Source organism: Laspinema olomoucense D3b (assembly GCF_025370785.1).
In the GTDB taxonomy this organism is placed as follows: domain Bacteria; phylum Cyanobacteriota; class Cyanobacteriia; order Cyanobacteriales; family Laspinemataceae; genus Laspinema; species Laspinema olomoucense.
In genome coordinates this window covers 1-24,468 of sequence record NZ_JAMXFA010000066.1, presented here as the reverse complement: position 1 = coordinate 24,468, position 24,468 = coordinate 1, and the positions used below count along the sequence as shown (strand labels likewise).

Annotated in this window: 18 protein-coding genes; 4 read left to right on the top strand and 14 right to left on the bottom strand. The window is 48.9% G+C overall.

All coding sequences use genetic code 11. The features are described 5' to 3' along the window. Window positions 1–266: 266 nt before the first annotated feature. The 12 genes from ilvB to NG792_RS27560 form a co-directional block, all read right to left on the bottom strand. Complete coding sequence (ilvB, locus tag NG792_RS27620) at window positions 267–2,129, bottom strand: biosynthetic-type acetolactate synthase large subunit (RefSeq protein WP_261199630.1); 1,863 nt, start codon at window positions 2,127–2,129, stop codon at window positions 267–269. A 467-nt stretch (window positions 2,130–2,596) separates the two neighbouring features. Beyond that, window positions 2,597–4,138 (bottom strand): hybrid sensor histidine kinase/response regulator, encoded by a 1,542-nt coding sequence (locus tag NG792_RS29050; RefSeq protein ID WP_317619530.1) that lies wholly within the window; start codon window positions 4,136–4,138, stop codon window positions 2,597–2,599. A 692-nt stretch (window positions 4,139–4,830) separates the two neighbouring features. After that, on the bottom strand, window positions 4,831–5,841 hold the full coding sequence (locus tag NG792_RS27605; RefSeq protein ID WP_261199629.1) for a chemotaxis response regulator protein-glutamate methylesterase: 1,011 nt from the start codon (window positions 5,839–5,841) through the stop codon (window positions 4,831–4,833). A 323-nt stretch (window positions 5,842–6,164) separates the two neighbouring features. Beyond that, window positions 6,165–8,525, bottom strand: coding sequence for a hybrid sensor histidine kinase/response regulator (locus NG792_RS27600; protein ID WP_261237608.1), 2,361 nt, complete (start codon window positions 8,523–8,525; stop codon window positions 6,165–6,167). Further along, on the bottom strand, window positions 8,522–9,244 hold the full coding sequence (locus NG792_RS27595) for a chemotaxis protein CheW (RefSeq protein WP_261199627.1): 723 nt from the start codon (window positions 9,242–9,244) through the stop codon (window positions 8,522–8,524). The genes NG792_RS27600 and NG792_RS27595 overlap by 4 nt, the downstream gene beginning before the upstream one ends. Before the next feature lie 295 nt (window positions 9,245–9,539). Beyond that, window positions 9,540–11,291 carry a HAMP domain-containing methyl-accepting chemotaxis protein gene (locus NG792_RS27590; protein ID WP_261237606.1) on the bottom strand — a complete coding sequence of 584 codons (1,752 nt, stop codon included), beginning with the start codon at window positions 11,289–11,291 and terminating at the stop codon, window positions 9,540–9,542. A gap of 71 nt (window positions 11,292–11,362) precedes the next feature. Next, the gene (locus NG792_RS27585; RefSeq protein WP_261237604.1) at window positions 11,363–12,685 is read right to left on the bottom strand and encodes a CheR family methyltransferase; all 1,323 of its coding nucleotides are present in this window, start codon (window positions 12,683–12,685) and stop codon (window positions 11,363–11,365) included. Window positions 12,686–12,687: 2 nt separating this feature from the next. Beyond that, window positions 12,688–13,149, bottom strand: a complete 462-nt coding sequence (locus NG792_RS27580; protein ID WP_261237603.1) for a chemotaxis protein CheW — start codon at window positions 13,147–13,149, stop codon at window positions 12,688–12,690. 359 nt (window positions 13,150–13,508) lie between these two features. Continuing rightward, a complete protein-coding gene (gene cysC / locus NG792_RS27575; RefSeq protein ID WP_261237602.1) occupies window positions 13,509–14,045 on the bottom strand; it encodes an adenylyl-sulfate kinase in 537 nt (178 codons plus the stop codon). A 143-nt stretch (window positions 14,046–14,188) separates the two neighbouring features. Then, the gene (locus NG792_RS27570) at window positions 14,189–14,620 is read right to left on the bottom strand and encodes a hypothetical protein (protein WP_261199622.1); all 432 of its coding nucleotides are present in this window, start codon (window positions 14,618–14,620) and stop codon (window positions 14,189–14,191) included. 1 nt (window position 14,621) lies between these two features. Next, the gene (locus NG792_RS27565) at window positions 14,622–16,064 is read right to left on the bottom strand and encodes an SLC13 family permease (RefSeq protein WP_261237601.1); all 1,443 of its coding nucleotides are present in this window, start codon (window positions 16,062–16,064) and stop codon (window positions 14,622–14,624) included. Further along, window positions 16,055–16,189, bottom strand: coding sequence for a hypothetical protein (locus NG792_RS27560; protein ID WP_261199620.1), 135 nt, complete (start codon window positions 16,187–16,189; stop codon window positions 16,055–16,057). The genes NG792_RS27565 and NG792_RS27560 overlap by 10 nt, the downstream gene beginning before the upstream one ends. A 309-nt stretch (window positions 16,190–16,498) precedes the next feature. Here NG792_RS27560 and NG792_RS27555 point away from each other — a divergent pair, with 309 nt between their 5' ends. Continuing rightward, window positions 16,499–18,007 carry a hypothetical protein gene (locus NG792_RS27555; RefSeq protein WP_261237599.1) on the top strand — a complete coding sequence of 503 codons (1,509 nt, stop codon included), beginning with the start codon at window positions 16,499–16,501 and terminating at the stop codon, window positions 18,005–18,007. Between the two features lie 120 nt (window positions 18,008–18,127). Here the strand turns inward: NG792_RS27555 and NG792_RS27550 are convergent, their stop codons facing one another. Together NG792_RS27550 and NG792_RS27545 are read right to left on the bottom strand one after the other, a co-directional pair. Continuing rightward, window positions 18,128–18,601 (bottom strand): BON domain-containing protein, encoded by a 474-nt coding sequence (locus tag NG792_RS27550; RefSeq protein WP_261199618.1) that lies wholly within the window; start codon window positions 18,599–18,601, stop codon window positions 18,128–18,130. A gap of 232 nt (window positions 18,602–18,833) precedes the next feature. Next, window positions 18,834–19,550 carry a general stress protein gene (locus tag NG792_RS27545; protein ID WP_261237598.1) on the bottom strand — a complete coding sequence of 239 codons (717 nt, stop codon included), beginning with the start codon at window positions 19,548–19,550 and terminating at the stop codon, window positions 18,834–18,836. Between the two features lie 25 nt (window positions 19,551–19,575). Between NG792_RS27545 and NG792_RS27540 the strand changes: the two genes are divergently transcribed. From NG792_RS27540 to NG792_RS27530, 3 genes are all read left to right on the top strand, one after another. After that, window positions 19,576–19,812 carry a hypothetical protein gene (locus NG792_RS27540; RefSeq protein ID WP_261237596.1) on the top strand — a complete coding sequence of 79 codons (237 nt, stop codon included), beginning with the start codon at window positions 19,576–19,578 and terminating at the stop codon, window positions 19,810–19,812. 591 nt (window positions 19,813–20,403) lie between these two features. Beyond that, window positions 20,404–22,329: a serine/threonine-protein kinase gene (locus NG792_RS27535; protein WP_261237595.1), complete on the top strand. Its 1,926-nt coding sequence runs from the start codon at window positions 20,404–20,406 to the stop codon at window positions 22,327–22,329. Window positions 22,330–22,348: 19 nt separating this feature from the next. Beyond that, the gene (locus tag NG792_RS27530) at window positions 22,349–24,172 is read left to right on the top strand and encodes a WD40 repeat domain-containing serine/threonine-protein kinase (RefSeq protein ID WP_261237594.1); all 1,824 of its coding nucleotides are present in this window, start codon (window positions 22,349–22,351) and stop codon (window positions 24,170–24,172) included. The last annotated feature ends 296 nt before the right edge of the window (window positions 24,173–24,468 follow it).

Sequence of the window (24,468 nt, the reverse complement as noted above, 5' to 3'; positions counted from 1 at the left end):
AGATGGGGGAGATGGGGGAGATGGGGGAGATGGGGGAGATGGGGGAGATGGGGGAGATGGGGGAGATGGGGGAGATAGGGGAGATGGGGGAGAGGACTGAATTCGTTACTACAAGTTTAAGAAAGAAACGACTTCAGTCGTGAGTAGAAACTTCCCCATCCTCCCCATCTCCCCATCCTCCCCATCCTCCCCATCCTCCCCATCTCCCCATCCTCCCCATCCTCCCCATCCTCCCCATCCCCCCTATCCTCCCCATCTCTCTTACCCTAGAGCTTCGTTCCGCATTCCGGGCAGAAGTGATTTGTGGAGGCATTTTTTGCGCCACAATTGCTACAGTAAACCAACTCAACCTGCAAGTTGTTTTGTTTGAGTTCGGGTAAACCTAGCATTTGAGCATTACTCTTGCCTGGGGCTACCATTGGATAGCAGTTTTCGTTCCGGGTGACATGGACATCCAGGACAAAGGGTCCATCATGAGCCAGCATTTCGGCGATCGCCCCTTGGAGTTCGTCCCGGGTTGATACCACCTTGCCTTTAATGCCATAAGCCTGACAGAGTAAGGGAATATCCGGCATCCCAATCTCCATGTTGGATGACGAGTAGCGTTCCCCATAGAAGGTTTCTTGCCATTGGCGGACCATCCCCTGCCAGCCATTATTGATAATGACAATTTTGACTTTAATGCCGTACTGGGCGATCGTTCCCAGTTCTTGGAGGTTCATCTGGAAGCTGGCATCGCCACTGATACAGATGGTTTGTTGATCCGGTAGCGCGACTTGTGAACCCATCGCGGCGGGAACTCCAAACCCCATTGTGCCTAATCCGGCGCTGGAAATCCATCGGCGAGGACCATTTTTCAGGAACTGAGCTGCCCACATTTGATGCTGTCCGACGTCGGTGGTGTAGTAGGCATCCGGTGCTTGCCGTCCCACTTCCACGATCGCCTCTTGGGGAGAGAGGGCGTTTTCTGGATGAGGAACCACCAAGGGATAATCTTGCCGCCAGCGATCAATTCGTCCTAACCACTCTTTCGTTTGGTTGGTATCGGCAATATCCCCTGTTTCCCGCAGGCGACGCAACAGATCCGTGAGCACTTGCTGCACATCTCCGACGATGGGAACTTCCGGTCCCCGGTTTTTACCCACCTCTGCGGGGTCAATATCGATATGAATCACTTTAGCGCGGGCGGCAAACTCGTCCAGCTTCCCTGTGACGCGATCGTCAAAGCGAGCACCAACGGCAATCAGCAAATCGCATTCACTTACGGCAAAATTGGCGTAGGCGGTGCCATGCATTCCTAACATCCCCAAGGACAGGGGATGATGTTCATCAAAAGCCCCAATGCCCATTAGGGTAGTGGTGACTGGAATCTGAAAATGTTCGGCAAGTTCTTTAATAGATTGATGCGCACTGGCGGCGATCGCCCCACCCCCCACATAGAGTAAAGGTTTTTTGGCTTGGCGAATTAACTCGATCGCCTGATTAATTTGCCGGGGATTCCCTTTCACCGTCGGTCGATATCCCGGTAATTTAATACTCCCCGGTTCCACCGGCACATAGTCAAACTCTTCCAAACCCACATCTTTGGGGATATCAATCAACACCGGACCGGGTCTGCCGGTACTGGCAATATGAAACCCTTCCGCGACAATCCGTGCCATATCCCGAGGGTCGCGCACCACATAAGAATGTTTGACGATCGGTAAGGTAATTCCATAAATATCCGTTTCCTGGAACGCATCAGTCCCGATCGCCGCCCGGGGCACTTGTCCGGTAATAATCACCATTGGAATCGAATCCATGTGGGCTGTAGCAATTCCCGTGACTAAATTAGTTGCTCCCGGACCGGATGTTCCAAAGCAAACCCCCACCTTGCCTGTGGCGCGGGCATAGCCATCTGCCGCATGGGAGGCTCCTTGTTCATGGCGAACTAAAATATGCTGGACATCCCCTGTGGCTTCAAACCGATACAGTTCATCATAAATGGGTAAAATCGCCCCACCCGGATAGCCAAAAATATGTTTGACTCCGTGACGCTTGAGACTATCCATCAACGCATAAGCGCCGGTTCTACGAGTGGGAACCACGACGGGTTTTGTTTTTCTGTCTGATCTGCTTTCTGAAAGCATGGGCAAACCTCATGTCCTCTATGGCAATAGTTGTAAATCCCCCGCTCTTTAGACCGGGGAAGAAAAATAACTCAAGGGAGTAGCTATTTCCCGGCCTGGTGAAGAACGGGTTACGGACGCTACTATAAAAGTTTCTATTTTCATCATGCCTTAAGAGTTAATGAAATATAATGTTTTTTTGTTGAGATTTTGACTATAACTTCTCATTTAGCCGAGTTCCTCCTCCTCTGGCCCTTGTCCAAGTCCCTCGGTAATAGATCTCTGACCTAATTGCGGCGCGATCCCCATTTCTACCCCCACGAGACTCGGTTTTGTTGGCCAAAACCCTAAGTCCCTCCCATTGGAGCCACTGCTGGTTCCCTCCCACCATATCACCCTCCCTTGACCGAAGACAGAGGGACGGGGACCCGAGGGGAGGCTCACTGGATGAGGGATAGAGAACTAGGGACAGGGATCTACATGGGAAATTAACCCACTTCCAGCCATTGCAGCGCAGTGATTTCGGTTGGAGGGGGTTGAGAAACTGAGGAAAGAACACTTTCTTTGTGACTCAGGGGCAGTGGGTGAATATTACTCGCTGAGTTAGATCGGCATGGAATTACCAGGGTAAACTCGGTACCCTGACTGGGGTGCGACTGGCAGTGGATTCGTCCGTGATGTTTTTTGACGATAATTTCATAGCTGATTGCCAATCCTAATCCCGTTCCTTGTCCCACTTCCTTGGTGGTAAAAAATGGGTTAAAAATCTGGTTTTGAAGTTCTGGGGGAATTCCGATGCCATTGTCTGTAATCCGAATCGCTACTGCCTCGCCTTGAAGTTCAGTTTTTATGCTGATTTTTCGAGGAACCGTCTCACCATCATGGGCGCGGGCTTTACTGGGCGCGAGTTGGGGACGAGCGATCACGGCATCGATCGCATTGCTTAAAATATTGATAAACACCTGATTGAGTTGTCCCGGATAACATTCCAGTGGGGGTAACTCTCCATACTCCTTGATCAGTTCAATCTGATTCTCATCCAGCCGATGTTGCAGCATCACCAGAGTGCTTTCAATTCCTTCGTGGATATCTGCCTTTTTTCTCTCCGATTCATCCATCCGCGAAAAATTTTTTAACTTTACTACAATTTCTCGAATGCGATCGGCTCCTCCTCGGATGGAAGACATTAATCGCGGCAAATCTTCCTTAACAAATTCTACGTCTAGGCATTTTCTAAAATCTTGAATGCTAATTGGCAGTTCTGGAAATGCTTGTTCATACATTTCCACTAAGGTTAATAATCCTTCGGCATATTCAATAAAATGAACCAAATTTCCCGAGATAAAACTGATGGGGTTGTTGATTTCATGGGCAATTCCGGCTACCAGTTGCCCCAAACCAGACATTTTTTCACTTTGAACTAATTGAGCTTGGGTTTGTTTGAGATTATCTAAGGCTTCGGTCAGTTCTTGGGTCCGCTCTTGAACCCGAAATTCTAACTCTTTATTATACTGCTGGGTCACCTCAACTTCATACCGCTTGCATAAGTTATGATAGGCATTAGAGTGATAACGAAGTCGGGCAATTAGCTCAACTTTATCGGGAATTTTAATTAAGTAATCATTGGCACCTGAAGCAAAGGCTTCAGCTTTTTTCTGGGGTTCTTCCTTTGTGGAGAGGACGACGATGGGAATATCGCGCGTCGCGGGATTTGCTCTAAAAAATCGCAGGAGCATTAACCCATCAATTTCCCCCATGACTAAATCTTGTAAAATTACCGTGGGATTAATTTGAGTAGCGATTTGAATGGCTCTATCCGGGTCAGTACAAGAATAAAATTTAATATCTTTTTCGGTTACCAACATCCGCCGAATTGCTTCCCCGACTATCGGCTGGTCGTCTATCAATAAAATTGATACAGGTTGGGTTGAAAGTTCTTTAATCATGGGTTTTCCCGGACTCGCACTGAAAATTTGAGGGAGGGGATGTAAAGCGATCGCTGGATTCATTTTGATTAATTCTTCACTCATGACCCGGGATTGCATTTACGCTCCTGAGATAAAATTTACTACCAGTTTAAGGGGCCAATGCAAATTTCAATTGGACGACATTTAACGCTTAGAAGTCCATAGCTTTTCAATCCCTCTCTTTCAGTTTTTATACTCCGGCATCCTTTGTCATCTATCTCTAGGGGGATAAAGACAATGCCCTGTTTCCAGTTAAACCCCGCGATGGGGATAACATCAGTAGCGAGGGCTACGGTTTTTTAGAAAAATCCAGAATAGGGAGTCAAGATAATACTTCCGTTCAGGGGACTCTTCCGAGTTGGAAAAAGTTCAATTTAATCTAATTTATTTTCCAGTGGACAAACCGAGGGAAAGTAACGGTAAAAGTAGATATTTTACCTGAGTTTGAGGTGGAGCGCCGTTGAGAAGGATAAGAATCCAGTGAAGACCAAGGCTAAGGTTTGGGTTTCGTCGGAGGTACAATTTGAGGTGGAGCGCTTATCATGTTCGCTTGATCGCCCCTACGGACCTAACCCCCTTTTCCCCTTTCCTTGCAAAGGATGGCGTAGAAGAGAAAAACCTGTTTTTTTCGGTTAATCCAAAGGTCTTGATACGCTATTGATGATGATAAAAATCCCATCCAGAAAAAGGCGAAACTGTGGATCTCATCGGGGCTACAAAACTGGCCAAACTTAACTCAGAAACTGGGTTTGGGATTAGAGAGTAAGGAGTTTTAGGGCGATCGCCTCGGGAGTCAAACTTTCTTGGACTGCTCCCAATTCAACCGCCGCTTTTGGCATTCCATAGACGATGCAGCTATTGGCATCTTGGGCGATCGTCTGCCAACCTGCCGCTCGCAAGACACTCAATCCCACTGCTCCATCTCGTCCCATTCCAGTTAGCAACACCCCTAATCCTTGTCCCGGCCAGTTTTCAGCCAAACTGGTAAAAAAAACATCCACCGAGGGACGATAGGGATTATTCCGGGGATGTTTAGTATAGCCGAGGGTGCGATCTCCACGCATGAAGAGATGATCGTTAGTTCCGGCAACGATAATTTTACCCGCCTCCGGGGTCATTCCCATTTGAGCCAATTCGACTTTTAACCGCGTTTGATGGGATAACCACTGGACAAAACTGGCGGAAAACTGCACATCGATATGCTGGACGATCACCACACATATTCTAAAATCCTGGGGTAACTTAGACAAAATCTTGGCGATCGCCGTGGGACCTCCCGTAGAAGCCCCGATCGCAACCAGGGGGGGAGAGGGTTTATTCGTATAACACGACTTAACCGGAATTAGATTTTTGGGTTCTTTGCTGAGGGGTTTACCCAGTAATTTATGAATTGTCCTAATTTTTTCCAGGAGGGTTTCTCCCCCTTCGGCATTTCCGTAATGTCCCAGAATCGGCGTAATCACGACATCGAGCGCCCCATATCCGAGGGCTTCAAATACTTGAGGTAAGTGAGTGTTAATACTTGAAGTCACCAGCAATATTGCACAGGGACAATCCCGCATAATCTGGCGAGTTGCTTCTACCCCATCCATCACCGGCATGAATACATCCATTAAAATGAGATCGGGTCGTACTAAGGCACATTTTTCTAGGGCTTCAGCGCCATTCCGGGCCACCCAAATAAGTTCGTAGTGAGGCACTGATGTTAAGACGCGCCGTAAGGCTTCAATTGCCAACAGCATATCATTAACAATAGCAATTTTCATACAGAGAGTGAGGTATAGTGACGAGCAAATCCCGAAATGTCTCCTATTATATCTAAATTCTCCCCTTTTTCTGAAATTATTTATTTAAAAAATAACTTATTCCCTGGAAGATTTTTAGAGGAAATTTACAAAAATCACGTCACCCATTCAGAAATAAGAGGTACTTGATCAGCGAAACTTTCCGGGGTTGCGCGTCGCCATTTTTGTGCTACGCTTATCCCAAAGACAGCCCGGATGGGCGGCTATAAAGGGTTTCTGCCACAAGGGTTCCAAAAGAGGGATCGCCGGGTGTGAGCCCAACGAGCGCCACTACCCCCGGGGGGTCAAATCTCATCCGGGGTGCCAATCATATCAATAACGGCATTTAGAAACGTATCATCATGAAAACTACTTTTTGTCAAGTAATAATTTGCCCCGGCTTCTAACCCTAATAGTCGATCCTCTTCCCGGTCCTTGTAAGAAACAATAATCACGGGAGTAGACTTCAGCTTGGCATGATTTTTAAGCTGCTTAACCAGATCAATGCCATTCATTCGGGGCATATCTACATCGGTAATAATCAGGTCATATTCCCCGGTCCTTGCTGCATTCCAGGCATCAACACCGTTAACAGCAACATCGACGTTATAGCCTTTATTTTGTAACAGTTTGCGCTCCATTTCTCGCACGGTGATGGAATCATCGACTACCAAAATTTTTCGATGATGTTTGGACTCTTTGACTTGGGTATCCTGAGTGATTTGACTTAAGCGCCCACTACTGAGGAGGAGATCAAGCGATCGCACCAAATCTTCCACATCGATAATTAAAACCGGCGATCCATCTTCCATTAAGGCGGCAGCACTAATATCCCGGACCTTGCCCAGACGGGGGTCTAGGGGTCGGACCACCAAATCTCGCTCACCCAGAAAGCGTTCAACGACCAAGCCATAATAGCTGGTGCGATCGCTCAGCACAATTACCGATAACAAATCATCATTGAGCTCGCTCTTTCCCAATTCCAGAACTTGATGAGCACTAACCAGACTAATATTTTGACCATTGAGGGTAAAATACTGCCGATTCTCCACCACAAAGATATCCCCCCGGTGAATCTGAACAATCCGATCAATTCGGGTGAGGGGAAACCCGTAGGGTTCGCCAGAAATTTCCACTAACAGGGTGCGAATCACCGATAGAGTTAAAGGCAATTGGAGATGAAAACGGGTGCCTTTTCCCAGTTCCGACTGAGCACGCAATAACCCGCCCACCTCCTGCATCATTCCCTTGGCAATATCTAACCCGACGCCGCGTCCAGAAATTTCCGTAACCTCAGTGACGGTGGAAAAACTGGGTAAAAATAAAAATTCCATCAGTTCAGTTTCAGTGAGCTGATGGGCGAACTCTGGATTAACCAATTGATTGGCAATCACCTGTTGCCGAACCTCGGCTAAATTGATGCCTCGACCATCATCAGAAATGGTAATCAATAGCATTCCTCCGCGATGAACGGCTTCGAGTCGCACGGTTCCTTCGGCGGGTTTTCCTGCAGCAATCCGTTCGCTGGGAGATTCTATCCCGTGGGCGATCGCATTTCGCAAAATTTGAGTCAGAGGAGCTTCTAGCTTCTCTAAAATGTCGCGATCGACCTTGGTTGCTTTGCCCATTATTTCAAATTTTACCGACTTCCCTAGCTGTTTGGCTAAGTCGCGCATCATGCGAGGAAAGCCAGATACCCCTTCGGAAAAAGGTCTCATGTGACTATCAATCACTTCCCGATAGAGACGGTCGGAAAGGTTCGCAAAACGACGAGCAAATAGTTCTAGCTCATTAAGGCGATTGTTAAGAGTTTCCAAACATTCTTTATCTTGAATTTGAGCAGTTTCCAGATAATTTTTCGTAGTGGGGGTGGTTTGATGTTCGCTCAATGAGCTTCCTAATTTTTCCAGGGTTTTTGATAATTGCGTCTGGTGTTTTTTGAGTTTGAGTAAGGAATCGGCAAAGGGTTGTAACCAATTGGCTTCAATTAAGGACTCTCCGGCGAGACCCATCAATCGATTTAAGTTGTCTGCACTTAAGCGGACGACGCGATCGCCACTGGAACGAGAGGACGGGGGGGATTGCACCCGGATCGGTTCAGGCGGTTCGGGTTCGGGAAACGGAACGAGGAGGGGCGTAGGGGGGGGTTCAACCGGGTTGAGATTCAGTTTTGGGGCGGGTGAGGGGATGGCGGGGCGATCGCCCAGGGTTGAAGGTTCTGGGTGAGCTTGGGGTGGGTCTTGCGTAGTCCCTGGGGAGGCGATCGCCTTAATTTGGCTGGCGATTAGGTCAATTTCCCGCTGATGTTGCTGCATCCAGCCTTTTAACTCAAGTTCCTGGACTTTCCCCATACTCAACAGCAGATCCACTCCGGAGAGCAGAATATCAATATGGTCTTGTGAAACCGTAATTCGACCTTCCCGCGCTGCTACAAAATAGTCCTCCATCACATGGGCGATATGGACCGCCTCATCTAGCTGAACGATGCGGGCCGCGCCTTTAATGGAATGAGCACCCCGCATTAATGCTTCGAGTTCTTTGCCTGACTGGGTATGATTTTCTAGCCCTAATAAATTTTCATTTAATAGGGCAGCCTGAGTTTCGACTTCCATTCCGAATAAATCCAGCATGGATAGATGACTCAAATCCATTTCATCTGTATTCACAAAATCCTCCGTTTCAGGGTAGAAAATACAAACTCTTCATCGAGGTAGTTTACTTTTTTATCTTGCCAATTTACAATCCATTTTGTATAAGTGACGGGGGCTTTTGACACCACCGCTGGGACTTCTTCAATCAAATGGCGATCGCAGCGGTGAATGCCTTCAATTTCATCCACAGCAAATACCCAAATATCTCCTTGAATATTAACCACAACCATCCGAGAATAAACCGTCCGAGTCAAATCCCCTTGCTGGTTTAACGGTTTCGGATGAGTGCTTTGTCGTTCTAACCCGAGGAGATTGCTCAGAGAAATGCAAGGTAAAAGTTCCCCGCGAATATTGACTAAGCCCAGGAGAATTTCGTTGGTGCGGTGGGGTAAAGTATGAAGGGTACAAGGCGGCGTTATTTCTTGAAATGTAGAGGCGGCCAGTGCTAACCATTCTACGCCTAGGCGAAAAATAACCAGAGAAAGTGGCTCAAAGAATTCTGCCGTGGCTCGTTGAAGTTGGGGAAGGGCATTGCGATCGCTGGTTATGGCTGTGCGAGTTTGAGCGAGTAAATCCGTCCATTCAGCGCGGTAGTTTTCAGGGGCTTCCCGTTGCAATAAATTGCGCCCTGCGCTGGTATAAACGGGGCAGTTGCGGCAATGGATGAATGTATTAAGTTGGGGACAAGAGCGATCGCCTTGTATTCCGATCTGATTCCAGCACTTTTCCGTCATAGAGCGCGCCTCAATGAATGGGAGAATTTTTCCAAGGAGTGACAGCCAGATGCTGGGCGATGAGGGTCAAAAACCGGATTTCATTGCCCTTTCTTGGTTAAGAATGGGCAAGAAGTTGGGACAGAAACCCAGTTTTTAACATCAGAAGTACCAAGGCTTTGGTTTTTTTGCAAAAATGCTGTAAACCTTGTCCTCAATCCAGGGAACTCAAGTTTGTTTTCTCTATAGCCCGCGCTTCGCGGGCTTTGTTTCTAGAGCCAGACCCTTGAAAGGGTGGGTTTTGACCGATCGCCCCTTAGATTTGCACCTTGAAGAACGAAATTTCTCGTTGCAATCCTTGAGCTGCTTCATTTAATTGCTCGATCGCCCGATTGGTATCCCGGAGAGCTTGGGCTGTTTGTCGGGAGGCTTCACTCAGTTGAACCATTGCATCACTAATTTGTTGAGCACCTTCCGATTGATCTTCCATACCTTTTGTCACCGCATCAAATCGGGGGGTGAGACTTTGAACCCGCTCAATAATCTTGCCAATTTGTCCGCTGATGGTGCGAACATCTTCAACCCCTCGGCTGACTTCCGTGGTGAATTTATCCATTTCCATCACCCCGGTGGAAACAGCAGATTGCATATCTTTGACCATACTTTCAATATCCAAAGTTGCGATCGCCGTTTGGTCTGCCAGTCGCCGAATTTCTCGGGCAACCACAGCAAAACCTGTGCCATATTCCCCTGCTTTTTCAGCTTCGATCGCCGCATTGAGAGAGAGCAAATTAGTCTGATCCGCAACTTTGGTAATCGTGGTCACCACACTATTAATGTTATTCGCTTTTTCGCTAATCACCCCCAATTTTGCCGAAATCGAGGCAGTCGCATTGGCTAATTGGCGCATGGTGTTTTCCATCCGCGTAATTTCCTGTTGGCCGGTTCCGGCAGCAATCGCCGTTTGTCCCGCCAGTTCCCCCACTTGATCCATCGTTTTAACTAATTCCCCCGAAGTCGCGGCAATTTCTTTTGCCGTTGCCACCACTTGGTTCGTAGACGCAACTTGTTCCGTCACCGTTGCTTCTAATTCTTTACCGGAGGCGGCAATTTCTGTAGTCGAACTGGTGATTTGAATTCCCGAATGTTGGACTTGACGAATTAAGGAATTTAACTTTTGGGTCATCTGAGCAAAAGCAACCGTTAACCGGCCAATTTCATCCTGGGTTTCCATCACCATCACTGGAGTGGTCAAATCTCCCGAGGAAATTTTTTCCGCGACTCGAACCACCCCGACAATTTTGGCTCCCAGAGGTTTGGCGATCGTGTTGCTAAAATAAAAGCCAAAAATTATGGCAGTCAAGGGACCGAGGATCATTCCCAGCACTACCCAGAAACGGCTTTGGGCGACATCTTGTTCCGCCTCGCTTACCACTTGGGAAGCCAGATTTTGATTGTATTTTAATACCTCGTCTAGGCTGGCTTCAGCGGCTTGATAGGCGGGAATACTGCGGTTACTGCGTTGGGCATTCATCTGTTCTAAAACCTCAGTAGCGGCTCGGGCCTTAGCCATTTGGGGACTATTAACTTGACCCGTCTCCCATAACTGGACCTGAGCTTCCCAAGGTTGCAAAATGCCGTAGGATTCAAATTCTTGATTCCGTTGCAGGAATTCTTCATGGATTTGCTTCCACTGATTCCAATCTTCAACAAAGTTATTATAAAGGCGGGTTTCTTCGGCATCATTACCGCCAATATTGTTGTACTCGGAAAATCCTTGATTAATTTGTTTCCATGCTAGAGAGATTCTTTCTTTGGCAAGAATTCGGCGTTCATTGGAACTGCGGGGATTGAGGAGCAATCGTTCGGATGACTGAACTTGGGTCTGCCCTTCGTTGATTTTCCATAAGGCGATCGCGCTCGGCATGGCGTTATTTGTAATCAGGTTGAGGCGATTACTTAACCGATAATTTCCCCCCCACCCGACTAAAGCAACGCTGAATACAATTAAGCCCATAAATATAAACGCCGCAAGCATTCGAGCTTGCAAGGAAAGATTCCGAAACATTTCTTTTTTTCCTTTGGTGTTGAAATAGCTTGGAGTGGCCCGTTTATCCTTAATCCCTGAATGATTGAGTGCTATTCCCCCTGAGATTTTAGGAGTCTTTGGATCCGCTGCCGAAGGGCACAGGCGTGGGTGAGCTCTCCATGAGATTCTTTGAGCAAGAGTAGATGCATCAAGGCTTCATAGTGGTGGGGTTCGAGGTAAATAGCTTTCTCCCAACATTGTTCAGCTCTCTCATAATGTCCCGCGCTTTGGAGGATTTCCCCTAATAAGACATAAGCATTGGCATCGGTGCGATGTTGACTGAGGTAAGTTTCGCATAGCTGTGCCGCTTCATTCAATCGTCCGAGATCCGCTAGATGCCTAGCCTGAATCAGGGGGGACTCCGGGATTCGCTTCGGGGGGGAGGGTACGCTAGGGGCGATCGCCCAGGAGGTTTGAGGATGTTCTCTTCTGGCTTCTGGGACCGCTTCCGCAGAATGCCCTGGTTTGGATTCGGGTTGGAATCCAGATGAGGAGCTAAGGGGACTAAGCTGGAGAACCTGTAATGTAGAGTGTTCAGGGTCATGCGGGGCGATAAAAAAGCGATCGCTGCCGTCGCTCTTTTGTCGCTTGCGATAAGCAAAAGCCCGAGAATGGCGCAGGGAGATGAATCGCTTTTCCAGGGCGGATCCGGCTTCAGCCGACCCCACAAAGAGCAGTCCCGTGGGAGATAATAAGCGATTTAACACTTGCATAGCGCGATCGCGAGCAGCCGGTTCTAGATAAATTAATAAATGACGGAAAAATATAATATCATAAAGCGGTTTTCTATATAAAAAAAGTGGCTGTAAAAGATTGCCGTGGATAAAATTTACCCTCTCCTTAACTGCCGGGGAAAGTTGATATCCGTGAGGGGTTTCCTTAAAATAGTGGTCGCGAAAGCGCAAATATTTACCCCGAAATGAATGCTCGCGATAAAGACCCTGGTGGGCTTTTTCTTGGGCTTTTTTACTGATATCAACAGCGTCAATCACAAACCTGTTTGGGGGTAAACCTGCATCTAGGAGCATCATCGCCAGGGAATAAGGTTCTTCTCCCGTGGAACAGGGAACGCTTAACAGGCGGAGGATATCTTCTCGATGGTGGGGTAACCAATCAAAGAGGACGTAACGCCGGAGAAACTCAAAGGATTCAGGCTCCCGAAAAAACCAGGTTTCTGGCACAACAGTCTCCTCAACCAGCGCCTGTAATTCTTGAGGGGAACAGAGCCAGACATTGAGATATGTGGCCAGATTCTCAACCCCACAAACCTCCATGCGCTCTCGAACTGCTTTGGCGATCGCATGGGAACCGAGGGTTTTGGGGTCTAATCCGATCGTCTTTGTGAGTTTTCGCTCAATTTCGTCCCAAACCATTGCTATTCACTCTCCCCTATTGGCAATAAGAAAGCTTCTGCTTGCTGTGAAAGTAAAGAGTCCAGACGCAACTGCTGGATTGTCCCTTCTTCGTCCATGATGATTTTGCCCAAATACGCTGCATTTTCTAAGTGGATTCCCTCATCGTTAAATTGAGATTCTGGGACATTCAGCGTATCGGTCACTCGTTCTGCCATTAACCCAATCAGTCGAGAAGTCTGGTTTTTTTGCTGATAATTGACCAGAATAATCCGAGTGCTTAAGCAATTGCCAGAGCCACTCCCTTGAATCAGATGACACAGATCGAGAACAGGAACAATGCTCCCTCGGTAATTAAACAATCCCGCCATATATTCCGGGGCGTGGTAGAGTTTTCTCAACTCTACAAGGGGAATGACTTCTACGACCTGGGAACAGCCTAGGGCATACCGATCAGGCCCGACATAAAACAGTAACATTAACATCGTTGAACTGGAGCCTAATCCGGCGCAATAGGAATGAAGGATAGAAGATAGATATATCTTCAATTGTAGCGTTCCCCTCATTGCAACTGAATTCTCCAATCCCTCCTTAAGCAACGGTAAACTGTAGAGCGCCGGTAGAAGGTGGAATCAAGGCCATCTAAAAATTAAAATTTCCCGAATAGGACTTACCCATGACCTCCCGGGGACTGCATTCAATGTAAGGGACCCAAAACCGGGTTTCTCGCCCACAGAAAGTTGCTGATTACTACAGTTTTTCTGAAGAAACCCGGTTTTTTAACCCCTACAGTACGGACGCCCTAGGGTAGAGGATCTAGCCGTAATGCTTCTGTCTAGGGAGTTTAAGCTTGGGTGATATAACCCTTATCTTTGAGATATTGCAGCACCTTGGTGATACTTTCTGCCTCGCTTTCGTCTTTGGTGGAGCATTCAATATCCGGATCGAGGGGAGCCTCATAAGGGTCATCAATGCCGGTAAAGTTTTTAATTTCCCCAGCGCGAGCTTTTTTGTAAAGCCCTTTGACATCGCGTTCTTCGCAGACTTCCAGCGGCGCATTCACGTAAACCTGAACGAAGTCACCAATTCGATGGCGGACTTCTTCGCGGATTTCACGGTAGGGGGCGATCGCCGACACTAAAACAATCACCCCATTGCGGGTTAATAAATGAGAGACAAAACCGATGCGGCGAATGTTTTCGTCGCGGTCTTCTTTACTAAAACCCAGTCCCTTTGTCAGGTTTTGGCGCACGATATCCCCATCGAGCACTTCGAGTTGATATCCAAGCGATCGCAGTTCTTTCTCCACTCCCTGGCTAATGGTGGTTTTGCCTGCACCGCTCAAACCTGTAAACCACACCGTGACACCACGCTGTTGCATTTTGACTTAACTCCAGATATTGTGCAATAAACGATTATTTCTCAAGCACCCTTCAAGGCTTTTCGATTGTACAGAAATTTGTCCCCCCTGTTAAATGGCTGATTCTGGGGGTCCGGGATCTGCGGGCGATCGCCCTTGAGGATTCAGTCTTCAGGGATCCATTCTAAGGGGCCTTCCAGGGTTTGAATCAGGGGACCCAGGGCATGGGAACCCGTGACGAAAATTTTCTCCGGTCCTGGGGTAGACAAACCACTGAGATAACTGCGGATTCCCTCCTCGTTGACCGCAGTTTTCACCGCCATTCCCCTAGAAGCGCCAAGACGAGAGACTTCCTCTAAAATGTCGGCGGCTAAGGCGCGATATCCTTCCATCATCGAGATCTGCAAGGTCCGACGGGACCCGATTCCCAACCAACCATTTTCTCCCAAGTCCCGCATTAAGTCATCGAGTGCCTCGGGATCGATGGCAAAGGTGACGCTTAAAAGGCTATGGGTTTGTTCTGCTTCTTCAAAGGCCAGATGGAGCGCTTTTTCATAACCATAGGGGTTTGTCAATACCAGTAAAATTTCTGCCATGTTAACCCCTCAATCCTACTAAGGGCCAATAGAATTGGCTAATGGCCAGGAACACCACAATGGAGATAATATCAAGCCAGACTCCCCAGCGCAGGACCGCCAGAGGATGAACATAGCCGCTACTCACGGCGATCGCCAAGGCGGGGGTACTCACGGGCAGCATAAAGCCTAAACCAGCGGGAATCACGACCCCTAGGGTCATGGCACGGGGTTCAATCCCATATTTTTGAGCCAGGGCCAAGGCTACGGGTAGAATGACTGCTACGGCAGCAGAATTGCTCATAAATTCAGTCATTGCCAGGGCAATGATCGTGACTGCGGCGAAGATTACCAAGGCGGACTCAACTCCAAAACCCAAAAGGATTTGGGTGAGGGCAGCAGCGGCCCCAGTATCATTGAGTGCCGCCGACAGGGCGATCGCACTGCCATACATGATAAAAATCCCCCAGTTGACATCTTCTTCGACCTCCCCCCAATTTGCCACTCCCAGAATAAACGTTAAGGTGACTCCCAACAAGGCGATCACATCTAAACCCCAGCGATCGCCTAGGGTGATCCACAACAGGATAGTCAGGATTAAGATTCCTGCGGTGATCACTTCCCGCCGAGAAATCTCCCCGAGTTGCTGATTACGCTTTTCCAGGAACCGTCGCGCTCTTGAGAGGGAGACTTCTTCCGTTTTTCCCACTCTCTCTAGGACAAAAAAGGCGACTGGCAACAGCACCAGCACCACCGGGGCCACAAACAGAGTCCACTGGCCAAAGGAAATTGTTTGACCTGTGGTATTTTGGAGAATCCCCAAGGCGAGAGCTCCCCTAGCCCCCCCGAGGAGGGTGGTATTCGAGCCAATCACGACTCCCCAGGCGAGGGATAAAAAGGCCGCCACCCCAAAGCCTTTCCCGGGTTTGGCTCCAGCGGCCCGCACCACCTCCAGAACAATGGGAAATAACATGGCTGCCACGGCATGAGCACTAATAAAACAGGACAACAGGGCCGAGAGTCCTAAAATGGCCGCGAGGATCTGGCGCTGACTGTTCCCACATCTGGATACCACCGCTAAGGCAATCCGGGTACTCAGTCCCGATCGCATGATGGGACTGGCGAGAATGAACGCCCCAAGGATGAAAAAGACCGCCCGGTTGCCAAAATAGGCGTAGGTGTCTTCGGCGGAAATTGCCCCACTAAAGGGGAGTAAGAACAGGATGACGATCGCTGTAACCGGCAGAGGCAGCAAAGTTGTCCCCCAGGAAAATGCAGCCAAACCAAATACGGCAAAGGCGCGTTGTGCACTGGGTTCAAACCCCGGAAGCGGGATGAGTAAGAGGATGGCATAAATCGCTACGGCGAGTAAGTAGCCGATCCAGCGATGTCGAAAGAGTTGCGATCGTTGCAATAAGGCAATGATTCGCTGGGAAATAAACCCAAAATACTGTTTTACGCCCATATTTGGTAGTCAAAGGGGTGAAGCGCGGTGTTGATGGGAGTCGGTTGAGGTCGCTGGCGATCGGCCAGGAGAATACAGAAGGCTGGACGAGAACGAGTTGGGGATTTCCGAAACATCCAGGTCATTATAGGCGATCGCTTTCCCCGTTCTAAACATTTTTCCGAGGCGACTACCGCCTGGATCGCTGTCCGTGGATTTTAGGATTAATTTAGATTAAACCTCTTGCCAAAATGCGGATTGATCCTCCCCAACCCCCCTCAAGAACGCCAATCGGCTTAAGAGAACTCCAAAAAATAAAATACCCACAAAACCCGCAGCGTCCAGCCCGGAGGCTACACGGACAAAGCCCGAGAAGCGCGGCGTCATACAGTCTTGTTAAGTGCTTAACCATCGGGATTTGGATGATTTATTTGTTGGAACACCCTAAGAGAATTTTGCAAGAGGTCTATTGGCCTTTGTCCAGTTATGAGATAATTAAAGAATTCCGGGGGCGTCGGTACTGTCTGCAATCCACAGAGTTCCAGACTCATGAGCACAGGCTGCGCCAAGGCCATCTAAGCTTACCTGAACCCATTACCAAGGTGCTGTTTATGGTTTGTTTGAGCGATCGCGCATTTGATATCCTCCGTGCGGAAATTGAAAAATCCGGCGGGACCGATGCCGCCAGCCAAATCCAGCGGCAAATGGCATTTAAGCGCTTAGAAAAACTTCGCCTCCAATCGGGTGAACCCGTTACTGCTGCCGAAATTCAAGAGCTTTTAGTTGATATTTATCCCCAGTTTGATCCACAAATCTTGCAAGCGGCACAGAAGGCGAATCGTCCTCCCGGACCCTTGAGCGCGCTCAAATGGATCCCTGTGGCGATGGCAGGGGTCGCAGGTGTCGCCGCCGTGGTTTGGGTGCTCAATCTTCCTTATCCCATGATTCGCCGTCCCGTTTCCAAGACAATGCCGGTGGTGTTGTTGCCGAGTTTTATCAGTATGGACCATAACTATCGGCAAGCGATTTCCCTGGTGGAACAAGCGGATCAACTGGTGAATCAGGCGACGAGTCGGGCAGATTTTGACTTGGGAACGTCCAAGGTTAAGCTGGCACAAAAATCCCTCGATCGCCTGCCGGTGTGGTTTTTGGGCTATTATCCCGAACGGTATTGCAGTTTGTTTGGTTGTAGCTGGCGCTTTACCCTTGATGAGTTTGAGTCGGCACGAAAGGCGATCGGGCGGATGGAAGCGACGCTGTTTCAGCAACAGAATGCTCAAACTCAGCTTGCGGAAGTGGAAACGGCGCTGAATACGGCGAAAGAGCAGTATCAACAGGCAACAAATTTGACGGAGAAACAGCAGGCGATCGCCGCATGGCAGTCGGCAATGGATCGCTTAGTGGAAATTCCCCCGGCAACCTTGGCGAGTCAGATGGCGCAACCGAAGTTGACAGCAGCAATGCGGGATTTTGAGCAAGTGGTGGGTTCAGCAAAGGGGAGTTTGCAAACGGCGACGACGATGGATGCGGCGAAGGCATTTGCCATGCAAGCGGCAGTCGCCTCCCAAAATCCGCCCCATTCGGCGGCGCAGTGGGAGCAAGTTCAGCGGTTGTGGGATATGGCGATCGCCCGTCTGGAACAGGTGACCCCGGATGCACCGGACTATTTAGAGGTTCAGAAAAAGCTGGCGGAATATGAGGTAAATCGCGGCACTGTGGCGACGCGCTTACAGGCGGAAAAGGATGCCGTGGAAACCCTCAACCGGGCAAAAGAGGCGATCGCCGATTGGCAGGAGTTGGCAAGAGTCGATCAGGATCAACTGGACTGGGGTAGACTCTCGGGTGACTTACGGAAAATTATCACCCAATTGGAGCAAGTGCAAGCCGGAACCACTGCCTCCGCAGAAGCGCAGGAGTTGCTGAAATTTGCCCGGGACAAAGATAAACAATTGCAGCCGTTTTAGGATTGAGGAGCCAAGGGCGCTTAACCCCCAGCAACGAACAAAGTACGTTAGACAAAGGTCTAACGCACCTTATTCTTTACATAGGGGCAATCATCATCAGGATAATTTTACCCCCTTGTTCTATTGATCTGCCGGAGCTGCGGTTTCAGCCGGTGCAACGATTTGTGCATCTACTTTAACATCTTGGACCCCGCGAATTTCCCGGGCTAAAGTTGGGATGGAATCATATTCTTGTTGGTTAGGAACCGTTCCCGTCACGGTAACCACCCCATCTTCAGCAATTACAGCCAACTTACCCTGGGGGATATTCGCTTCTAGCTTGCTCCGAACTTCACTAGCTAGGTCACTGTCGGCGCGTTCGAGGGGGTCACCCCCGGCGTTGTTTCGTTCTTCCCGCGCCCGAATATCGCTATTGAGTTGAGCGCGGCGAGTTTCATTCCGGGCATCCTCGTAGGTTTCTCCCACTTGGGCGGGTTCCTCCGCGCTGTCCCCCACACCGCTAGGAGCGTCAGCACTGGTACTTTCTACGTCCTGACAAGCACCGGCACCAAATAAAAGAGCAAGTCCCAGTAAGAAAGGAGTAATCTTTTTCATCGTTATTTTCCTGAATTTTTTTAGGTTTAGGGTAGATGTGCGATTCAGTTTGAATGAGTTAAACCACCTGCTTTTGAGGTGTCCTTAGCACATTGGAATCGCCCCAATTGAAATCTATGTGTTTAAAATTCTCTATGAGAACACAAGAGCTAGACGGCTGGAACCCTGTAAACTGAGGTCAATCAAGGGCCAGGGTTCCATCCTCATTCTTGGCTAAGAAAAAAGCTCTAATTTAGCGGCGGATATCCCGTTCGGTCGTATGATCAACGACCTTAACAACATTATCCTCATAGACGACATTGCCTTCGGTGCGCACCACATCCCGTTCCCGTTCAACCACGGGGGTGCGATTTTCTACCACGGTTTCTTGACGACGAACGACGTCGGTTTGATGATGCGTATCCTGGGTATGGCGAGCGTCATACACGCCCCATTCTTCGATGCCACCCCGATTTAAAATGGTGTCAGCGCGAGCGATGTCTGCTTCGCTTCCGTCTACAATCACTAAGTAATCACCCCGGGAGACGCGCTGTTTATACACTTCAGCCCGTTCTTCAGGAATACCCAGGCCCACTAAAGCACCGAGTAGGCTTCCAGCCGCTGCACCGAGGGCCGCACCACCGGCGGTCGTTGCCAGGGCGGTTGCGGTTGCACCCGCTAACATGATAGGACCAATGCCAGGAATGGCAAGTGCACCCAAACCGACGAGTAACCCCGTAATGGTTCCGATCGCCCCTCCGGTTGCTGCACCCACCGCTGCACCTTCATCGGCTTTATTGCCTCGGTCATCACCGTGGAGGTCATCCGAGATCGGACGATTTTCATCCTTGGCAATCACAGATACGCGGTCCATTGGGAAGCCACTATCTTTGAGTTCCCGCAATGCGCGTTCAGCTTGGCTGCGAGTGGGAAATGTACCAACGGCTCGTTTTTGGTGTGTTATAGCCATGTTTTCTCCTGTTTGAAAAATTTGTTTGCAAAAACTAGATATCTTTCTGTCTTACATCTCAATTACACCACGTCTGCCGGGGAGATTCATCCCTCGAAAGGGTGAAGTTAGTAACCACCAGGCGATCGCGCTTTGTGGGTCCGGTAACATCCCAGACCTGAATGGTAGTGGGGGATTGGGCGATCTGCTCGGTTCTTTTCCAGTCATTGGGGCTATTTTACCTCTACCCCTATTGAGAGATAAACCGGCGATCGGTCAATAGCAACAACCGGCAGGGGTTCAAACGTTACCACCCCCCTTCAGTCTTTATCCCCACCACGTGCCAAAGAAATCCCTCATTCCCCTCCACCAAGTCCTGGGTTCCAATTTAAAGCCCCAGCACTCCTTGTCCCTAAATGTCTAAAATGGCGATCGGGCCAATTTGAGAGTTTTCCACCTCTGCTAGGGCCGCATATCCCCAAAATCTCCGCCAAGACCCTACATTCTGCTAACTAGGGGCCTCCGAACTCGGCGGATGCAGCGGTTTTGCTCCCCGAGGAATTAACGTCACTGCCCGGTTTCCGATGGATTCCTACTCATGGCAGCAACCTGTCCACTCGGCCCTTGGAACCGTCAAAAACACCCCATCCACGGGACCGGCTGGGTTATGATGCTGCCAACTGGATTAGATTAGCGCCATCATAACCGGGAGCAATCTCCACCACCTGTTTTCCGCAACCCTGCAAGACTCGGATTTGTAATTGACGCATATTCCCCTAAATTCTTAATTCATTTTTTTTTCCGGCTAACGTAAGCCGAGGGGAACCTGTCGGTACAATAGATCCTAAGTCCCCTTGCCATGCGCTTCTGTTCTATGAGCTATTGCCTCAATCCCCATTGCAAGAAGCCTTACAATCCAGATAACGCCAAGTTTTGTCTGAGTTGTCGTTCTCCGTTAGGGCTTAAAAATCGCTATCGTACCATTCGCCCCCTCGGGGAAGGCGGGATGGGACGCACTTTTTTGGCCCTGGATCAGGACCGCCTCAATGCCCCCTGTGCGATTAAGCAATTATTACCGGCACCGGAAATCCAGTCTGATTCGCAAGCAATGGCAAAGGTAACGGAGTTATTTGAACAGGAGGCGCGGCAGTTGTTACTGTTGGGGGAACAACATTCCCAAATTCCAGCACTGTTAGGCTATTTTGAACAAGATAAACGGCTGTATTTGGTGCAGCAGTTTATTGAAGGAAAAACGTTGTGGCAAGAATTGCAACGGTTTGGGGCGTTCAAAGAGGAACAAATTCGTCAGTTGTTGTTAGATTTGCTGCCGGTATTACAATTTGTCCATGAACGGCAGGTGATTCACCGGGATATCAAACCGGCGAATATTATCCGTCGGGACGATGGGAGACAATCCTCCTCGGGTCAGTTGGTGTTAATTGATTTTGGCATTGCCAAACAACTGAATTCAGGCGGGGGGAAAACGGGGACGAGGGCGGGTACGGAAGGATATGCGCCGATGGAACAACTGCGTGGGGGACGGGCATTTCCGGCGAGTGATTTGTATAGTTTGGGGGTGACTTGTATTCAGTTGTTAACGGGGATTTCCCTCGATCGCCTCTATGATCCGGTGGAGTCGCGCTGGTTGTGGCAGTCGCACTTACAGCAAGTTGGACGCACTGTGAGCGATCGCCTTGCTGTCATTCTGAATAAGATGATCCAAGATTCCATGAAAGCCCGCTATCCCTCTGCATCAGCGGTTCTCCAGGATTTGAATACCGCAGGCAGTCGGAGTTTCCCCGGGGCAGTCACCCCCTTTGTTCCCGCAGTTCCCACCCCGCAAACGGTTCCGCCGAATCCCCTACTGGAACTGTTTAAAGGGCAAACCTGGGACTGTGACTCGACTCTCACGGGGCATACCGCCGCCATCAAAACCGTTGCCCTCTCCACTGATGACAAAATCATTGCTTCGGGAAGTGAGGATAAAACTCTGATCATCTGGGACCGTCATAGCGGCAAAGTCCTCTATACCCTGACTCAACATTCCGGCGCAGTTACGGCCCTCGTCATCTCCCCTGATGGCAAACTGCTGATTTCCGGCAGTACGGATAAAACGATTAAATTCTGGCAATTACCCACGGGCTTTTTGCTGCGCACCCTCACGGGACATACCGGCGCAGTTACGGCTCTCACAATTACTCCCGATGGCAAAACCTTAGTTAGCGGTAGCGCTGACAAGACTCTGAAACTCTGGAATCTGCGGACGGCACAACTGCAACAAACCTGGGAGGGACATACCCAAGGGGTTTCCTGCCTCACTTGTTCCCCTGATGGCAAAACGATCGCCTCGGGCAGTGACGATCGCACGATTAAACTCTGGAATCTGCGGAATGGAACGGTGAAAGCAACGCTGACGGGACATCAGGAACGGATTGAGGCAGTGGCGATCGCCTCGGATAGTCAAACTCTCGCCTCGGGCAGTCGGGATAAAACTATCCAAACCTGGCAACTGGATACGGGCACAAGATTAGCCACTCCCAAGGAACATTTAAGCGGATTTCAGGCGATCGGCTATCTCCCCTTACCCCCCACTCTAAATCCCGGAAACGGTCATATTTTAGTCAGTGGCAGTGAAGACAAAACCCTGAAAATCTGGCATCAAGAAACTGGCAACCTCCTCCACACTCTCACGGGCCATAGTGATAGTATAACCTGCTTGGCCTTGAGTTGGGATGGTCAGACGATTATCACGGGCAGTGTTGATAAAACCCTTAAAATTTGGCAGAGTTTAACCCCTTAAAATTATAATTTTTAACGATATGAACCATTGTTTAAATCCAGCTTGTCAACAACCGAAAAACCCCGAGGGAAACAAATTCTGTCAAACCTGCGGTTCTAAACTTCTGCTTAGAGACCATTACCGCGCCTTAAAAGCGATGGGCAGCAGCACTTATAGCCGCACTTTTTTAGCCGTCGATGAAGATATTCCCTCCAAACCCTTCTGTGTCATCAAGCAATTTTTTCCGCCGCGAACCGTCAGCGAAGCCCAAAAAGCAGCGGAACTTTTTCAACGAGAAGCGGTACAATTAGACCGCCTGGGACAAAATCCCCAAATTCCCCGCCTCCTTGCCTATTTTGAACAAGATAAACATCAATATTTAATCCAAGAGTTCATGGAGGGCAAAAACCTTGGGGAAGAACTCCAAGAGTCCGGGGCTTTTTCGGAAGACCAAATTTTTACTTTCCTTAAACAAATTTTACCTTTGCTGCACTTTGTTCACAGCAATCAAGTGATTCATCGGGATATCAAACCGGCCAATATTATTCGCCGTCCCCCCGTTGCCGGAGGAGATAGTTCTTCGCAAAGTCGTTCAGATTCTTTGCTATTGGTGGGATTCAGTGCGGTTAAAAGCATTTCCAATCAACCCCAAGTAGGCAATGCCACTATCATTGGAAGCCCGGAATATACGGCATCAGAACAGTTAAGGGGAACCCCCACTTTTGCTAGTGATTTATATAGTTTAGCGGTAACTTGTATTGAACTATTAACCCAAACCAGTCCGTTCAATCTCCGACATGGGAATGAGTGGGAATGGCGACAATATCTCAGCCGCCCGGTGAGTACGGCTTTAGGGAAGATTTTAGATAAATTGCTGCAAGATAAAGCGAGTCAACGCTATCAATCTGCCCAAGAAGTATTACAAGATTTGGAAACTTTACAACCGAGGGAATGGAAGTCTGTTGAAACCTTTGCCTCGGGTAGTCGTATCCGCTGCGTGGCAGTCAGTCCCGATAGTCAAATGGTTGCCAGTGGCAGTGAAGAGAATCGCATCCAATTATGGTATCCAGGAAGGGGAAAGTCTGGGGAACAGTTGGGGAATTGGCTATCGGGACATTCGGGATGGGTACAGGCGCTAGTTTTTAGTCCTGATGGGAGATTGTTAATCAGTGGCAGTTGCGATCGCAGTCTGAAAGTATGGGATTTAGGTATGGGAAAACTGCTGCGATCGCTGGGAGATTGGTTCGCACCTCATAACGGCTGGATTAATGCGATCGCCCTCAATCCTACAGGTACAATTTTAGGCAGCGGCAGTACAGATACAACGATTAAACTCTGGAATATCAGTACCGGGAAGCAATTTGCTACCTTAACGGAACATCAAGGAACTGTAGAATCCGTTGCCATTTCTCCCGATGGCAAATTATTAGCCAGTGGCAGTGGCGATCGCACCGTAAAACTATGGGAATTACCCACGGGAAAAGCGGTTGCAACCTTCACAGGTCATCAGGATATGGTGCGATCGGTTACTTTCAGTCCCGACAGCCAAATTCTCGCCTCGGGCAGTCGAGATAATACCATAAAATTGTGGCAAGTAAATAGCGGGGAACTGTTAGGAAGTTTAACCCATACAGATTGGATTGAGGCGGTGGCATTTAGTCCCCAGTCACCCTTAATTGTAGGGGGAACTCGCAACGGTGCGATCGGCTTTTGGAATCCCTATACCGGAGAAGCATTAAATTTAGTGCAAGCGCATTCGGCATCAGTAACCTCTGTGGTATTTCCACCCAATGGAAGGGCGATGATTAGTGGTAGCGTAGATGGCACTATTAAACTGTGGCAAGCTATAAACGGGGGGAGGTGAAGTCCCGCCCATGCTAAAATTTAGGTTGCGCCTCATTCTGATTTATGCTCCTAAACCAAGTTTCGGGGACAACTCTGCCGTTTCTAAATCAGCAGGATACTCGGGTGCTGAAATCCCACTCTTTGCACTTGCAAAAAAGTTCAGTATAACTGTGAAATTCCTCTAATTTATACTAAAAATAACTCAAAATTAGTATCGGTTGAGTGAATTAGTTCGATGTATAGCGGTTCCCGGACTCATGAGGTACAGTAGCAACAATGAGCAAACCAATTGCGAATATCTTGTTGAGTGACTTG

What these genes read in the sequence shown, in the direction of transcription:
- ilvB (WP_261199630.1), bottom strand. Translation starts at nt 2,129, where the DNA reads ATGCTTTCAGAAAGCAGATCAGACAGAAAAACAAAACCCGTCGTGGTT.
- NG792_RS29050 (WP_317619530.1), bottom strand. Translation starts at nt 4,138, where the DNA reads ATGAGTGAAGAATTAATCAAAATGAATCCAGCGATCGCTTTACATCCC.
- NG792_RS27605 (WP_261199629.1), bottom strand. Translation starts at nt 5,841, where the DNA reads ATGAAAATTGCTATTGTTAATGATATGCTGTTGGCAATTGAAGCCTTA.
- NG792_RS27595 (WP_261199627.1), bottom strand. Translation starts at nt 9,244, where the DNA reads ATGACGGAAAAGTGCTGGAATCAGATCGGAATACAAGGCGATCGCTCT.
- NG792_RS27590 (WP_261237606.1), bottom strand. Translation starts at nt 11,291, where the DNA reads ATGTTTCGGAATCTTTCCTTGCAAGCTCGAATGCTTGCGGCGTTTATA.
- NG792_RS27585 (WP_261237604.1), bottom strand. Translation starts at nt 12,685, where the DNA reads ATGGTTTGGGACGAAATTGAGCGAAAACTCACAAAGACGATCGGATTA.
- NG792_RS27580 (WP_261237603.1), bottom strand. Translation starts at nt 13,149, where the DNA reads ATGTTAATGTTACTGTTTTATGTCGGGCCTGATCGGTATGCCCTAGGC.
- cysC (WP_261237602.1), bottom strand. Translation starts at nt 14,045, where the DNA reads ATGCAACAGCGTGGTGTCACGGTGTGGTTTACAGGTTTGAGCGGTGCA.
- NG792_RS27570 (WP_261199622.1), bottom strand. Translation starts at nt 14,620, where the DNA reads ATGGCAGAAATTTTACTGGTATTGACAAACCCCTATGGTTATGAAAAA.
- NG792_RS27565 (WP_261237601.1), bottom strand. Translation starts at nt 16,064, where the DNA reads ATGGGCGTAAAACAGTATTTTGGGTTTATTTCCCAGCGAATCATTGCC.
- NG792_RS27560 (WP_261199620.1), bottom strand. Translation starts at nt 16,189, where the DNA reads ATGACCTGGATGTTTCGGAAATCCCCAACTCGTTCTCGTCCAGCCTTC.
- NG792_RS27550 (WP_261199618.1), bottom strand. Translation starts at nt 18,601, where the DNA reads ATGAAAAAGATTACTCCTTTCTTACTGGGACTTGCTCTTTTATTTGGT.
- NG792_RS27545 (WP_261237598.1), bottom strand. Translation starts at nt 19,550, where the DNA reads ATGGCTATAACACACCAAAAACGAGCCGTTGGTACATTTCCCACTCGC.
- NG792_RS27535 (WP_261237595.1), top strand. Translation starts at nt 20,404, where the DNA reads ATGAGCTATTGCCTCAATCCCCATTGCAAGAAGCCTTACAATCCAGAT.
- NG792_RS27530 (WP_261237594.1), top strand. Translation starts at nt 22,349, where the DNA reads ATGAACCATTGTTTAAATCCAGCTTGTCAACAACCGAAAAACCCCGAG.